At 73.8% G+C, this 14,969-nt stretch carries 12 protein-coding genes; 9 read left to right on the top strand and 3 right to left on the bottom strand.

Annotation, left to right across the window (positions count from 1 at the left end):
• Positions 1–23: 23 nt before the first annotated feature.
• Together ACQPXG_RS07575 and ACQPXG_RS07570 are read left to right on the top strand one after the other, a co-directional pair.
• Positions 24–1,817, top strand: coding sequence for a sporulation protein (locus tag ACQPXG_RS07575; RefSeq protein WP_433466896.1), 1,794 nt, complete (start codon positions 24–26; stop codon positions 1,815–1,817).
• A 120-nt stretch (positions 1,818–1,937) separates the two neighbouring features.
• Positions 1,938–2,819, top strand: coding sequence for a hypothetical protein (locus ACQPXG_RS07570; RefSeq protein ID WP_433466895.1), 882 nt, complete (start codon positions 1,938–1,940; stop codon positions 2,817–2,819).
• On the opposite strand, the gene ACQPXG_RS07565 is transcribed toward ACQPXG_RS07570, so the two are convergent.
• The 3 genes from ACQPXG_RS07565 to ACQPXG_RS07555 all read right to left on the bottom strand — a co-directional run bounded on the left by ACQPXG_RS07565 (position 2,820) and on the right by ACQPXG_RS07555 (position 8,401).
• Positions 2,820–3,671, bottom strand: coding sequence for a hypothetical protein (locus ACQPXG_RS07565; protein WP_433466894.1), 852 nt, complete (start codon positions 3,669–3,671; stop codon positions 2,820–2,822).
• Between the two features lie 1,272 nt (positions 3,672–4,943).
• Positions 4,944–5,828 (bottom strand): hypothetical protein, encoded by an 885-nt coding sequence (locus ACQPXG_RS07560; RefSeq protein ID WP_433466893.1) that lies wholly within the window; start codon positions 5,826–5,828, stop codon positions 4,944–4,946.
• 128 nt (positions 5,829–5,956) lie between these two features.
• Positions 5,957–8,401: a SpoIIE family protein phosphatase gene (locus ACQPXG_RS07555; RefSeq protein WP_433466892.1), complete on the bottom strand. Its 2,445-nt coding sequence runs from the start codon at positions 8,399–8,401 to the stop codon at positions 5,957–5,959.
• A gap of 201 nt (positions 8,402–8,602) precedes the next feature.
• Between ACQPXG_RS07555 and ACQPXG_RS07550 the strand changes: the two genes are divergently transcribed.
• The 7 genes from ACQPXG_RS07550 (at position 8,603) to ACQPXG_RS07520 (ending at position 14,967) form a co-directional block, all read left to right on the top strand.
• Complete coding sequence (locus ACQPXG_RS07550; protein ID WP_433466891.1) at positions 8,603–9,325, top strand: TetR/AcrR family transcriptional regulator; 723 nt, start codon at positions 8,603–8,605, stop codon at positions 9,323–9,325.
• A gap of 397 nt (positions 9,326–9,722) precedes the next feature.
• On the top strand, positions 9,723–10,352 hold the full coding sequence (locus ACQPXG_RS07545; RefSeq protein WP_433466890.1) for a sigma-70 family RNA polymerase sigma factor: 630 nt from the start codon (positions 9,723–9,725) through the stop codon (positions 10,350–10,352).
• 155 nt (positions 10,353–10,507) lie between these two features.
• Positions 10,508–10,855, top strand: coding sequence for an SSI family serine proteinase inhibitor (locus tag ACQPXG_RS07540; RefSeq protein ID WP_433466889.1), 348 nt, complete (start codon positions 10,508–10,510; stop codon positions 10,853–10,855).
• A gap of 113 nt (positions 10,856–10,968) precedes the next feature.
• Positions 10,969–11,391, top strand: coding sequence for a CBS domain-containing protein (locus ACQPXG_RS07535; protein ID WP_433466888.1), 423 nt, complete (start codon positions 10,969–10,971; stop codon positions 11,389–11,391).
• 77 nt (positions 11,392–11,468) lie between these two features.
• Entirely contained in the window at positions 11,469–12,302 is an 834-nt protein-coding gene (locus ACQPXG_RS07530) for an ANTAR domain-containing response regulator (protein WP_433466887.1), read from the top strand.
• A gap of 113 nt (positions 12,303–12,415) precedes the next feature.
• Positions 12,416–14,392 carry a SpoIIE family protein phosphatase gene (locus ACQPXG_RS07525; protein ID WP_433466886.1) on the top strand — a complete coding sequence of 659 codons (1,977 nt, stop codon included), beginning with the start codon at positions 12,416–12,418 and terminating at the stop codon, positions 14,390–14,392.
• A 68-nt stretch (positions 14,393–14,460) separates the two neighbouring features.
• A complete protein-coding gene (locus ACQPXG_RS07520) occupies positions 14,461–14,967 on the top strand; it encodes a DUF6328 family protein (RefSeq protein WP_433466885.1) in 507 nt (168 codons plus the stop codon).
• The last annotated feature ends 2 nt before the right edge of the window (positions 14,968–14,969 follow it).

Genomic DNA, 14,969 nt, shown 5'->3' with positions numbered 1-14,969 from the left:
GCGTCGGGAGAGGGGAACGGCCTGTGTCCTACGGGCAGATGGCAGGCGGCGGGCCGTCCGTCGACACGATCCTGGCCGAGCCGAACTGCAAGCCCGGCGGGGTCGTGGCGGGCAAGGTGCATCTGCGCGGCGGCTCCGGGCCCGCGGAGGTCCGGCATGTGACGCTGGCGCTGATGCCGCGCATGCGGGACGGGTACGGGGGCGAGACCGCCGGGCCCGAGGTGTACCGCGGCGCCCTCACCCGCGGTTTCCGGCTGGACCCCGGCGGGCAGCGCGACCTGTCGTTCTCGATCCCGCTGCCGTACGAACTGCCGTTCACCACCGTCCTCGGCCACGAACTCCCGGGCTTCACCATCGGGATGTGCACCGAGGTCGACCTGGCCGGCCAGCCCGATCCCGGCGATGTCGACCCGATCTCGGTGGAACCGCTGGAATCGCAGCAGTGGGTGCTCGCCGCGATCGCGCAGCTCGGCTTCCAGATCACCAATGTGACGTTCGAGTCGTCCAAACTGCGGGGCGTCTCCCAGCAGCTGCCGTTCCACCAGGAGATCCACCTCAACCCGCCGACGGCGTTCGCGGGCCGCATCGACAAGGTCGGGCTGAGCTTCGTCGCCAGCCCGAGCGCCATGGCGTTCGTCCTGCGCGCCGAAGACCGCGACACCCCGCAGGACGAGTCGTTCGGCGTCTTCCGGGTGCCGCACGCCGAGGCCGCCGAGACGGACTGGAACGCCAAGATCGGCCAGTGGCTGGACGCCGCCGTCGCGCTGCCGCGGTCGTCCCGCCCGGGCCCCTCTGCCCATGGTGCGCCCCCGCCGCCACCACCGGGTCAGGCGCCGCTGCCACCGCCCGGCGGGCCCGCGGCCTTCCCGCCTCCGCCCCCCGGGCAGCCCGCCGCGGCGGCCTATGGCGGGCCGGGCGAGTACGGGCAGTACGGCAACGCGCAGTTCCCGCCGCCCGCACCCGACCCCGGCCGGCATCCGGCTCCCATGGCGAGCCCTGGCCCCGCGTACCCGCCGGGCCCGTCCAACGCGCCCGCTCCCGGCGCCGCACCGGGCCACGGCGCCGCGCCGGGCCATGCCTTCCCGCCGCCCCCTCCGAGCGCACCGCCCGCACACTCCCCCATGCCCGGCCATGGAGGCCCGCCCGGCCCGCCTCCTCCGCCCGGCCACGGGGGCCCGCCAGGCCTGCCTCCCGCGCCCGGCCACGGAGGGCCGGCCGGTCCGCCTCCCGCGCCCGGCCATGGTGGCCCGCCTGCACACTCTCCTATGCCCGGCCACGGAGGTCCGCCTCCCGCGCCCGGGCACGTCACCCCACCAGGCGCCATGCCGCCCGGGCCCATGCCGCCCGGCGGGACGCCGCCTCCGGCGCCCGGGGGTCCGCCCCCGTACGCGCCGCCTGCCCACGCCGGGCCGCCCCCGCCCGCTCCGCCGGGCCCGGCCCCCTATCCGCCTGCCGCGCCAGGGCACCCGGGCCCGCCGCCGGTGCACGTCCATCACGGTCCGCCCGGCTATCACGGGCATCGCGGCCACCACGGGCACGGCGTCGCCGCGGCCGGACTGGTCGGCGGCGCGGCCGCGGCCGGGATCGCCGGCGGTGTGGCCATCGGCGCGATGGGCGACGTCGCGGGATACGTCGCCGGCGCCCCCGTGGACGCGTTCGGCAACGCCGTCGCCGGGTACGCGGGCGATGTCGCCGGCCACGTGATCGCGGACGCGGCCGGCGGCATCGCCGGGGACATCGCGGGCGACGTGGCCGGCGAACTCGCGGGCGGTGCCGCGGAAGTCCTCGGCGGTCTGCTGGGCGGCCTCTTCGGCTGACGCCGGCGGGGCGCGCCGCCCAGGAAATGAGGGCGTTTCGGACGAGATCCGTCGCGCACTCGGCCAATGCGGCCACGGGTGGTTATCGTCGAGAGCGCAGCCCGCTTCCCGAGGAGTCACATGAGCACCGTGATCCTGGTCCTGCTCTGCCTTGCGATCGCCGGACGCGAGCTCTACCTGGCGTCCGACAAACGGCTCCCCCAGGCCCAGGCGGAACTGCGCAACCTGCGGAAGCAACTGAACGAGCTCGCCAGGGAGCATGACGCCCTCAAGCAGGTCGTCGACGAGGCGACGGAGCCGGTCGGCATCCCGATCCCGCCGCCGCAGCCGGAGGGCCCGCCCACCGACCTCGTCGAAAGGCTGGACTCCGTCACCGGCCGGGTGGACCAGCTGGAGAAGCAGTTCGGCGACCTCTCCGAGGAGATGGCGGGCGTCGACCTCGACCGGGACGCACAGCACGCGCTGGCACGCTCCCTCGACGCGGTGGAGCAGGACGTCGCGGAACTGAACCGCGAGATGCTCGACCGTCTCGACCGGGAGGAAGGCGTCGTCACCGGCGTCCTGCTCAGCGAGGAGGGTGAGGGCGAGGCCCTGCTCGCCGAGGCCTATGAGCAGTGCGCCGCCGAGTGCGGGCTGCGGGTCCGCGTTCGCGACCAGCGGTCTGCGCAGGCCACGGGCACCTACTGGGGCACCGTCTACCAGATGTCCGGACGCCGCCCGGACGTCCTCGCCGAGGACCTGTTCTCCTACGTCCGCGGCCTGTACGACCCGCAGGACGCGTCCGCCGTGAACGCGCTGCTCGCCGAGCTGGCGTCGCTGCGCGGCGGCGGGGTCGCGCAGTTCGGCCCGTTCGTCGCGGTCGGCACGCAGAGCGCGCTGCTGTGCGGCGTGCTGCCGGACGAGGGCACGCCGCCGACGGAGCCGTGGCAGCTCGTGGACCACATCCGCGAGCTTCCGGCCGACCGGCAGCGCGACCTGTCCTGGCTGCGCTCGGACGACTGATCAGGACCGGACGAACCGCGGCGCGCCGTCCGCCCGGTCCACGCTGAACGCCAGCAGGCACCGCGGGACACGCGCCGCGTCGATCTGCAGGCACAGCCCGAGCCCGAGCTCCGGATCGACGAACACGACGCGCCGCAGGGCCCGCAGCGCGCTGCGCGCCCTGGCCCGCGACCCCGGGCGGCCCGGTTCCAGCAGCGTCCCGGTGACGACCCGGCCCGCGTACCTCCAGAGCACCGCCGAGTCCAGCACCCGGACGCCCGCGGACGTCAGGTTCGCGACGATCACGACGCCGCTGTCGTCGTCCTCCGCCGCGGACGGGACCGGCAGCGTCCCCTCCCCCGGCAGGTCGCGCGGCGCCCGCGGCCCGCCCACGGCCCGGTGGTAGCGCAGCGGATCCAGCGTGTCGACGACGAACGCGCCCGCGTACGGCCTGGACGCGCGCGCCGGACGCGGCCGTTCCGGCGCCGCGGCCCGCACCGCCCGCACGCCCAGCCGGGCGCTGAGGTCGAACACCATCCCGGCGTCGTCCAGCCACGCCGGCACCCCGAGCTTGGCCGCCGCCGTCCGGTCGAGCGGGTGCATCGTCCGCCACAGCTCATCGGGGCGCCGCGAGAGCGTCGCCGCCAACCCGAGCCCGGGGAACGCGCTCTCCAGCACCGCGAGCGTCGCCCGCCACGTGGTGCTGCCGACGAACTCCGCCACGAACGCGTCCGCCATCGCGCGGCGCCGCTCGGGATCCGCCATCGGCCCGGGCCGCACCACCGGCGCCCACCGCGGCCGCGGCACGGTCACCGCCGGCGGCTCGGCCGACAGCCCCTTCCCCGGCAGGAACGGCTCATCGTCCCCCCGCACATGCCGCCCCGCCCGCGCCCTCGAACCCGACCCATAAGACGCCCACGACGGCGACTCCGAGCGCGGCCCGGGCAGCGGCTCGTCCGGGGCAAACTCTGGCGACGTTGAGCCGGACGCAGGGGCATCGCCGGGTCTACCCGAACCGCCCGACTCATAGGGCGTCCACGAGGACCCCGGCTCTCCTGACTGACCACCTGGCCGAGAACCGGCCGAAGAACCCGCATCAGACCCACGCGGCGCCCAGGACGGCGACTCCGACGCCGCCGAGCCCGGCTGCGAGTGCGGCCCGGGCAACGGCTCGTCGGAGGCGGGCTCCGGTGACACTGAGCCAGGCCCCGATGCGGCAGACCCAGACGAGCCACCCGAGCCATAAGACGCCCACGATGGCGGCTCCGACGGGGGCGAGCCCGGCTGCACGCGCGGCCCGGGCAGCGGCTCGTCGGAGGCGGACTCCGGTGACACTGAGCCAGGCCCCGATGTAGCACCCGACTCATGAGACGTCCACGACGGTGGCAGGGCTGGTTGCGGGTTTGGGCCGGGCAGCGGCTCGTGCGGGGTGGGCTCTGGTGGCGTTGAGGCGGGTGTAGGGGCAGTGCCGGGTCTGGGTGAGCTGCCCGAGTCGTAGGGCGTCCAGGATGAGGTCGGCTCGCTTGGCTGACCGCCCGGCCACGGGCCCGCGGGGGAACCGGTGTCGGATCGCTGTGGTGCCCAGGACGGCGATTCCGATGGTGCTGGGCCCGGCTCAGGCGGTTTCTGGGGCGGGTTCTCCGCCGAGGCCGACTCCGGGGCGGGCGAGCTGCCCGAGTCGTAGGGCGTCCAGGGTGAAGTCGGCTCGCCTGGCTGAGCGCCCGGCCACGCGGCCTCCGAGGCGCCGGGGCTGGGGTCCGGTGGCGTCCATGGGGCTGGCGGGGGCGGTTCGTGCTGTGGTGTCGGCTCTGTTGCGCCGGGTGTCGGGGAGACACCTGGTTCGTATGGGGTCCACGAGGGTGAGCTTGGTTGGGTGGCGCCGCGGTTCCGTGGCGTTTGCGGCTCGCCCTCGGTGTCCGGTGGGGGCTGGACCGGGACCCAGTCGGCCGGGGGGTCGTTCGAGGCGGGGGTGGTGCTCCTGCCCGCCACGTGGACGTCCCCGGGATAGGGGCCCTGGCGGGGGCCGGCGTCCTCGGGGTCGGAGGACTCCGGGGGGCCGGGGTCCTCGGGTTCGGGGCTGCGACGGTCACGCGGGCCGAATCTCACGGTGTCGATCCTGCGCCGAGTTCAAGATCATCGGCAAGTTCAGCGGTGGCTTTGGGGGGCGCCGAAGAGGGCGGCGCACAGGGCGTCGAGGCGGTCCGGGCCGTCCTCGGCGGGCAGCACGGTGAGCACGGGACGCGGTTCCCGATCGAGCCGCAGCCGGACGGACACCTCGCGCCGCATCGGCTCGTCGACGCCCTGAGCGGCGGCGATGTCCTGGAGACCGACGGAGACGATCTCAGGGATCTCGACCACGAGGGGCTGCTCGCCGGCAGGCAGTTCGTCCAGCCAGAGGTCCAGGACGCGGCGGGCGAGGCCGTTCAGGAGCCGCCCCCACGGCTCGACGAGGCCGGGTGGGACGTTCTCCGTCTGCAGTTCCGGGAGACCGAATCTGGCGAGCCCCTTGGTGGTGAAGTAGAAACCGCTCCGGCCGGAGGTGTGCGGAAGGAGCATCCAGTCGGTGAGCCTGATCGTGCCGCCGGGCCCCGGCAGAGAGCGGAAGAGGCGGTCCCGCGGCAGGACCTGCGGGGTGAAGACGTCGATCACCGGGGAGTCCGTGGCGGCGCCGAGCGCGCCGGCGACGGCGCGGGCGGCCCATTCGTGCGCGGGCGGACGGCCCGGCCGGTACGCGGCGCGAACGGCGAGCACGTGCTCGGCGGCGTCGACGGCCTCCAGGGTGGACGGGGAGCCGCCGTACGCGGCGAGCAGTTCTCCCGGCAGCGGCGGGAAGCCCCCCGCCGGCCGCTGGTCGAGGGTGAGCATGGGGCTGTCGAGCATGCCGAGGACGAGGTCGCGAAGCGGCGGCGAGGTGCGCCGCGTCACCTCGCCGTGCGCGAGGGCGGCGGGGTCGGGGATCGGCTCGGCGAGCGCCACGGCGTACGTGCCGTAGAGCGTCTCCGGAACCGGCAGCGTCAGATCCTCACCCAACTCGTCCCCCGGTGGGCCTCGATGAACGGCGACACCTTCGATCAGAACGAAGGGGAGGTTGGAAAGTATCTGGCGCGAACGGGACATTTACCTCTCAGAATCGCGAGGCGGGCCCACGACCACGGTGATCAGTACGGCCGGATGCGCTGCTCGAACCACACGATCTTGCCTTCCTCGGTGCGGTGCGTGCCCCAGCGGGTGGACAGGTGGCTGACGAGCTGGAGCCCGCGGCCGGACTCGTCGGTGGCGTCGGCGTGCCGGAGATGCGGCATGTCGGCGCCGTCGTCGTGCACCTCGCAGAGCAGCGTCCGGCCCTTGATCAGGCGGACGCCGAGGGATCCGGCGCCGTGCACGAGGGCGTTGGTGACGAGCTCGCTGACGAGGAGCCGCGCGGTGTCGGTGAGGGCCCCGAGGCCCCAGCCGGCGAGCCGGGAGGCGACCTGGGCGCGGATCCACGGGACCGAGCCGGGCTCGGGTTCGAGCTCCCAGCTGACGACGTCGTCGGCCGGGATGCCGTCGAAGCCGACCGCGACGATGGCGATGTCGTCGGCGGGCGTGGGCGCCGGGAGCGTGTCGAGCAGGTCGTCGCAGGTGCCGTCGAGGTCGGCGGACGCCCCGGCGAGCCGGTCGCGCAGCTCCTCCAGCCCGGTGTCGATGTCGCGGTCGCGGCGTTCGAGGAGCCCGTCGGTGCACAGCACGAGCTGGGACCCGTCCTCGACCTTGACCTCCATCGTCTCGAACGGCTCCCCGCCGACCCCGACGGGCACGCCGGACGGGACGGGCAGGACGCGGCTCTCACCGTCCGCCGAGACCAGCACGGGCGGGACGTGCCCGGCGTTGGCGAGCGTGCACAGCCGCTCGACCGGGTCGTACACCGCGAACAGGCAGGTGGCGAGGTAGTCCTCGCCGAGTCGGCGGGCGAGCCCGTCGAGCTGGCGCAGCAGCCGGGCGGGCCGCATGTCCTCGGCGGCCAGGGTGCGGACGGCGGTGCGCAGCTGCCCCATGATCGCGGCGGAGGTGAGGCCGTGCCCCATCACGTCGCCGACGACGATGCCGAGCCGGCAGCCGGGCAGCGGGATGGCGTCGAACCAGTCGCCGCCGACCTGGGCGGCCTGCCCGGCGGGCCGGTAGCGGTAGCGGACCCGGGCCCCGGCGACGTCCGGCGGGTCGTCCGGAAGCATGCTGCGCTGCAGCTCCTCGGCGACCTTCACCTCGCGCCGGTACAGCCGCCCGTTGTCGACGCAGAGCGCGGCGCGGCGGGCCAGCTCGTCGACCATGGCGAGGTCGAGCTCGTCGAACCCGGGCCGGTCGGGCTTGCGGAGCAGCTTGAACGTGCCGAGCACCCGGCCCCGCGCGATCAGCGGGACGACCAGCAGCGCGCGGCCGGTGAACAGCGGCCGCAGGTCGCGGTCGCCGAACACGGCGGCGATCCGCGCTGCCTGCTCGGGGTCGACGCACGGGATGTGGACGGGCCGCCCCGTCCGCATCGCCTGGACGAACGGCGTGCCGGACGGCAGGAACAGCGCCTCGCCTTCGGGGACGGCCTCCTCCCAGCGTCCGGGCTCGTCGTTGTGGGCGACGGCGACGCGGCGCATCGGTGTGGTCTCGTCGACCTCGTCGGCGGGCGGCGCCGAGTCGGCGACGACGCGTTCGAGCAGCTCGACGGCGGCGAAGTCGGCGAGCCGCGGCACGACGACCTCGGCGAGCGTCCGCGCGGCGTGCAGGTGGTCCAGCGAGCTGCCGATCTGCTCGCCGGCCGCGCCGAGGTAGGCGAGCGGTTCCAGCGAGCGCGACACGTCCCGGCGGGCGGGCGGCGGCCGGTCCGCGGGCCCGGACGTCCCCGGCCCTCTTCTCGGGTGCGCGCCGCCGCCCGCGCGGGGCGCGGCGCCTCCCAGGGGTGTGAGGCCCGCGTGCGGGGCGGACGGCGTGTGCGGGACGAGGGGCAGCCGGATGGTCAGCCCGAGCGAGACCGCCGGGCAGCCGAAGCCGAGCACCTGCGAGGTGATCTTCTCGGACGCGGCGCGGTCCAGCGCGGTCAGCAGTTCGGCGAGGCGGCCGGCGAACGGGCCCGCGATCCGGTCGGGCTCGTCCCCGGACGGCGCCGCGAGGGTCGGCTCGACCCGCAGCAGCCGGGCGGCGGCCGGATGCCGGGCGGCGCCGTCGGACGGCCCGGCCGAGTCGGGCGGGGCGAGCAGGAGGTCGCCGATGGTGATGCCGATCCCGTCGCGGCGGAGCCGGCGCAGGTCGGCGGCCAGCGCCAGGACCCGGATGCCGTGGTCGCCCGGCTCCCCGTCGATCGGGTAGACCCACCAGCCGACCTCGGCCGGTTCGCCGTCGTCGACGCGCCGCAGGGTGCAGGTCCCGCACCAGACGTGCCCGAAGACCTCCGGCTCGAAGGCGCCGCGATGCTCCCTCGGGAGCCCGAGCAGGGCGGCGGGCGGACGCCCGACGGCCTGCGGCCGGGCGGCGCCGAACAGGTCTGCGGCGGTGTCGTCCCAGTGGCTGATGCGCCCACGCCCGTCCAGCGTGATGGCGGTCATCCTCGCCACTCCCAGCAGGTCCGCGATCACCATGCGGTCCCCCTCACCCGAGCGGAAACGACGCTCGAAGCTTCCCGGCAACGCGCGGTGAAGGGGAAGTTACCTGCTGTGAGACAAGATCGCCGGAAGTCCGCGAAAATGGACCGGGTGAGCGCTCACTCATCGCCCTCGGGCATGCTAACGTCCACGGTGGAAGGTGAGGTGACGCGGGGTTTGGCAGCACGGGCGGAACCGATGCGGGAGCGGATCCTGGCCGCGGCGGTGACGGTGATCCAGGCACGCGGGATCGTCGCCGCGACGACCAAGGAGATCGCGCGCACCGCGGGCGTCTCCGAGGGCAGTCTCTACAACCACTTCGCCAACAAGACCGCGTTGTTCGCTGCGGCCTTGGCCGAGGTGACCGGGACGGCGCGCACCGCGATGATGGCCCTCCTCGGGTCCGCCGGGCAGAACACGGTGGAGGAGAACCTCATCCGCCTTGCCACGCAGATGGTCGCCTTCTACGGCGAACTGCTGCCGATGACCGGCCCCGTCCTCGCCGACCCGGAACTGATCGCATGGCTGAGGGACAACGGCCCGGTGAAAGCACAGGACGAGGCCGCCGCCAAGGCGCGCGCACGGAACGGCGGCGGCCACAGAGCCGGGCCACTGCCCCCTGGGGCGCCGGGCGGCCCCCCGGCGGGGCCGCCCGGCGGCTCCATGGCGGGTCCGGTGATGGGCCACTCCGCCCTGATCGGCTATCTGGAGGCCGAGCGGAAGGCCGGACGGCTCGCGGACGGCGCGCCGCTCCCCTTCATCGCGGCGGCCCTGCTCGGAGGGTGTCAGCAGCACGCGTTCCTGACCCGGCTGGCCGGCCCGGAGACGGTGGCGGCGGGCGCCGGGCTGCCGGCCGCGCCGGAGGAGTTCGCGGCACGGCTCGTCCCGGCCGTACTGGCGGGCCATCTCGCCACCCCGTGACCGAACGCGGGACGCCCCCGGAATCCGCGCCTCATACCTTCTGATCAGTACCGGTTCGTCCGTCTCGCCACCCGGTGTGATGGACGACACGAAAACTCATGGCAACCTTTTGGCCCGTTCCAGGCGTCTTACATACCAGGAAGACCCACCGGCGGGTGGGAGGCGCCAGATCGGGCACAGCCCGCGACGTCCCGAAGATGCGGGGTCGCTCTGGCAATCGCCGAAGCGCGCAGCACCCTCGGCCGACCCTCCATGCGAGGCCGAGGCTCTACCGAACCCGCCGGGAACGGTGGCACGTACCAGTTGACGGGGGGCGGTTTTCCGCCCGGTCCGCGCGTGCCCCCGAACACGCGCCATGCAACCGGCCTCTCACGAGGCACTATCACGGGGAGCGACGATGACCGCTGTCACCACACCTGTCCGCCGCAGCACCAAGGTCGACAACGGCCGCGACGCCAAGGGCACCGCGACGATCGAGAACACGCGGCGCTACGAGCGCGACGTCCTGCCGCTCGCCGACCCGCTGTACGCCAGCGCCGTCCGCATGACCCGCAACACCGCCGACGCCGAGGACCTCGTCCAGGAGACCCTGGCCAAGGCCTACGTGAACTTCCACCAGTTCCAAGAAGGCACGAACCTCAAGGCGTGGCTGCACCGCATCCTCACCAACAACTTCATCAACACCTACCGCAAGAAGCAGCGCGAGCCCCAGCGCGCCGGCTCCGAGGAGCTGGAGGAGTGGCAGATCGCGCAGGGCGAGTCGCGCACGTCCGGTTTCCGGTCCGCCGAGTCCGAGGCCCTCGACCGCATCCCCGACTCCCAGGTCGTCGACGCCCTGCGCGCCCTCCCCAAGGACTTCCGGGACGCCGTCTACCTCGCGGACGTCGAGGGCTACGCCTACAAGGAGATCGCGGAGATGATGGGCACCCCCATCGGAACCGTCATGTCCCGCCTGCACCGCGGCCGCAAGCAACTCCGCGAATCCCTCTCGGCCCACAACCGCGCCGCGCACACGCTGGCCGCCTGAACGTTCCGAGACCTGCAGTAACACGCGATCCCGCAGCTGCCCCGTGACTGCGGGATCGCCCATTTGCGTGCACGTTCTGTCATTGGGTCGATACAATCTGCGACAACCCCTCGTTGTCGGGAGTGTCGATGCCGAATCTTGCGACCGGTGTGATCATGGGTGCGTTGGTTGCCCTCGTGGCGGCCGCGCCTTCCGATTCGGGGACGTCCCTGCGGCTCTCGGTCACGCATCCCGGCGAGAACACGTCCGGGACCAGGGCCGTCACGCTGCGTTGCGATCCGCCCGGCGGCGAGCATCCCGAGGCGGCGCGGGCGTGCCTGGAGCTGAGCGGGTCGGGCGGGAGGTTCGCGCACGCGCCGGACGGCCGGATGTGCACGGACGTCTACGCTCCCGTCGTCGCCCGCGCGGAGGGACGCTGGCGTGGAAGACCCGCCCGCTTCCGGGCCGAGTACGGCAACGACTGCGTCATGCGATCACGGACCGGAACCGTCTTCGCGTTCTGAGCCGTGCGGCTCGGCGACCGATCAGGAGACCGTCCGAATAGGCGCGCCGACCGTGGGTAGGGCGCGCACACAGGCCACGCGAGCCGCCGGCGAGTCGGGAGGATGTGCGCGCGATGCCACCCAGGGTCAGCGACGTGATGACAGCGGCACCCCTCTCCCTGCCGCTGGACGCGACGCTGTACGAGGCCGCCCGTGTCATGCGGGACGAGGGAATCGGCGATGTGCTGGTCACGTACGCCGGACAGCTCTGCGGGCTGGTCACCGACCGGGACATCGTGGTGCGCGCGGTGGCGGAGAGCCGCGACACCGCGCTGACGCACCTCGGTGACGTGTGCACGGCCGAGCTGACAACCGTCCGCCCCGAGGACGACACCGACACCGCGGCGAGACTCATGTGCGAACAGGCCGTCCGGCGGCTGCCGGTCGTGGACGCCGACCACCGCCCCGTCGGCATCGTGTCCATCGGGGACCTGTCCGTGGCGAACGGGGAGGTCGGCCCCCTCCCCGAGATCAGCAAGGCCCCGCCCAACAATTAGGACCCCCCATGAAGCATCAGGTCCGTGTGCCGGGACAGGCATCGGCGCAGTCCACAGGCCAGGATAATCTCGGAGGGGTGACGCCCACCGAAACGGTCCTGACGGACCAGCTCGCCCTGGAGATCGCCCAGCTGGGCGTGGTCGGGGAGTCCTCGGACGTGGGCACCCTGCACCGGGTGACCGAACTCGCCGCGCGTGCCGTGGCCGGCTGCGCGGGCGCGGCGAGCGTGCGCTGGGCCCTTCCCGAGGCGGCCGGGAGCGATCCGGGCCCGGGGTTCGGCCTGCCGCCCGACACGGTGACCGACGTCCCGCACATCCCCGCGCCGGGTTCCGGGCCGGAGGCCGCTCCGGCGCCGGCGAAGCCCCGTCCGGAGCCGCTGGCCGCCGCGGCCAGCCATCCCGACCTCGCCGAGGTCACCGACCGGCAGCTGTCCCGCGGGCACGGGCCGATCTTCGACGTGGTCCGGGACCGGCGGGCGCTGGCCTCCGACGACATCCTCGCCGAGACCCGCTGGCCCGAGGCGATGTCGGACATGCTCCGCCGCGGGGTGCGGTGCTTCACCACGACCCCGCACGTGAACCCGCCCGTCCTCGTCACGCTCACGCTGTACGGGGTGACCCCGAAGTCGCTCGGGCACGGCCGGCACGCGCTCGCGTCCCTGCTGGTCGCGCAGGGCACCGCCGCGGTCTCCAACACCCAGCAGTACGACGACGTGCACCGCACCGCCGTCCAGCTGCAGGCCGCGGTCGAGGCACGCGCCGTCGTCGATCAGGCCAAGGGCATTCTGATGCACGCGCTCGGCTGCGACGCCGACGAGGCGTTCGCCGAGATGCGCCGGATCTCGCAGACGCGTCACGTGAAGCTGACCGCGCTCGCCCAGCGTATCGTCGGTCAGCAGGGGCTGCCGTAGTGGCGGGCGAGGCGCATAGGCTGCCAATGGCGGCCCCGTAGATCGTGGTCCGGCCCGGTACGGGCGGAAGCCGTCCTGGTTCCACCGTGTGACGCGGACGAGAGGGAGACCAGATGCACGATCAGCCTGACCAGCTCGAACCCGAGTCCCTGCTGAGGGAGATCTCGGATCTCGAAGGACGCATCGGCGAGCTGCGCCAGGCCGCCGGCGTGCCCGAACCCGACCTGCGCGCCACGCTGGACGCGGCCCTGGTCGAGCTCGAGCTGGCGCTGACCGTGCTGCGGACGATGGGCGGCGAGCACACCGGTGAACCGGGCGGGTCGGCCGCCGCCGAGAACGAGCGGCGGGTGCTGCGGACCGTCTTCCAGGACGCCCCCGTGCCGCTCTTCCTGCTGGACCGGACGACCAGCGTCCGCCGCGTCAACCGGCAGGCGGCGCAGCTGCTCGGCACGTCGTCCGGATACGTGTCCGGCAAGCAGTTCACGGCGTTCTGCGACATGGCGACCCGGGCCGCGGTGCGGTCGCAGCTGGCGGCGGTGGTCCGGACCGGGCAGCGCCGCCGCGTCAACGTCCGCTTCCTCGGCCGGGACCACCCGATCGACGCCGTGGTGACGCTGGCCCGGGTGTGGATCCGCGGCGAACCCGACCCGATGGTCGTGGTGGCCGCGGGTCCGACGACCACCCCGGCCGACGACCCGGCGGCCAGGTCCAAGGGCGCGGGGGCCACCCGGGTGCGGACCGCCGAGGGCGGCGGGCCGGGCGACGACGAGGCCGTGGCGACGATCGTCCACCGGATGGACGTCCTCGCCACCGCGAGCGAACTGCTGCTTGACGAGCCGGTCTTCAACGAGACCGTCGCCGTCCGGCGGTGCGCCCGGCTGCTGGCCGCCGAGCTGGCCGACTGGGCGTTCATCGATCTGACCGGTCCGAACGGCGGCCCGGGCGCGCCCCCGCAGGGCGGCATCCACGCGGCGGGCACCGCGCCGGACCTGCGCCGCCAGGTCGTGATGGGCCCGGAGGACGAGCGGTCCGTCGAGGCCGCGCGGATGCTGGAGGAGGTCGACCCCGCGGGGGACACCCTCCCCTACAGCGTGTTCGTCACCCGGCAGAGCGCGCTCCGGCCGCACGTGGAGAACCTCGACGTGCTCGGCGTGTGCCCGGACGGGCAGCCCGTGTGCGGCAAGATCGGCGCGACGTCGGTGCTGAGCGTCCCGATCGAGGACGGCGACCGCGCCATCGGCACGATCACGCTGGCGGCGAGCGGCGAGTACGGCCCGTTCGACCTGATGGACCTCGGGGTCGTCCAGCGGCTCGGCCGCTACCTGGCCCTGGTGATCCGGGCGGCCCGGCTGTACCGGCGCCGCGCCGAGGTCGCGGACACGCTGCAGGCCGGGCTGCTGCCGCGCAAGCTCCCGGCCATCCCGGGGGTGAGCGTCGCCGCACGGTACCTGACGGCCACGCACGGCTCGGACGTGGGCGGCGACTTCTACGACGTGTTCCGCACCGAGAGCGGCTGGGGGCTGGTCCTCGGCGACGTGTGCGGCAAGGGAGAGGACGCGGCGGCCGTGACCGCGACGGCCCGGCACTGCGTCCGGCTCGCGTCCCGGTGGAAGGCCCGTCCGGGGGACGTCCTCGGCATCGTGAACGAGGCCCTGCTGGACGAGGACCGGTTCGTCACCGCGGTGATGGCGGGCCTGACGCTGGAGACCGAGCGGATCATCGTGTCGCTCGGCACCGCGGGTCACCCGCCGGCGATCGTCGTGCGCGCGAACGGCGTGATCAGGTCGGCGTCCCGCGGCGGCGTCCCGCTCGGCCTGTTCGAGGACTTCGAGGCGGGGCTCGACACGATCGACCTCGCCGTGGGCGACACCCTGATCCTGCATTCGGACGGGGTGCTGGAGGCGTGCGACATGGTGCGGCAGGAGTTCGGCCAGGAGCGCCTGCTGGAGGCGCTCGCCGGGCAGGCCGGCGCACCGCCGGACAAGATGCTCGCCGCCGTGGAGCGGGCGCTGCTGGAGTTCTGCGACAGCGACCTGCGCGATGACGTGTCGATGCTCGCGCTGCGCGTGGAGCCGCCCACCCTCGGTTAGGCGCGCGGAGCCGCCCCGCAGGTGACCTGCCCGGACTGACGGTCGATTTGTCGGGTAAAGGGGCAACCATGACCGTCAATCCCGCGGACAAGCCCCGCAACGAGACCGAGCACGAACGTCTCGACCGGCAGTTGATGGAACTTCTCCAGGGCTTCCGCGTGGCGACGACCGGCGTGCAGGTGCTGTTCGCGTTCCTGCTCACCGTCCCGTTCTCCGCCCGTTTCGACATGAAGGTGGACGGCACCGGCAAGGCGATGTTCTACGTCGCGCTGTTCGGGGCGGCGCTCGCGTCGATCTGCTTCATCGCCCCGGTGTTCCAGCACCGGATCCTGTTCCAGCTCGACCAGAAGCCGCTGCTGATCCGGCGCGCCAACCGGTTCGGGATCGCCGGCGCCTTCGCGCTCGCGATCTCGATCACCGCGTCCACGACGCTGATCGTCCACGCGCTGTCCGACGAGGCGGCGGCGGTGGTCACGACGGTCGTGGTCGTCCTGCTGCTGTGCGGCTGGGCGTGGTTCGTCCAGCCGTACCTGACCAGGGTGCACGCGAGCGGCCGGGCGTCGGGTGACACCTGACG

Origin of the sequence: Spirillospora sp. CA-128828, assembly GCF_050945415.1 — a bacterium.
Taxonomy (GTDB): domain Bacteria; phylum Actinomycetota; class Actinomycetes; order Streptosporangiales; family Streptosporangiaceae; genus Spirillospora.
Note: the sequence above shows the minus strand (reverse complement) of the source record. Positions and strands in the feature narration are given on the sequence as shown.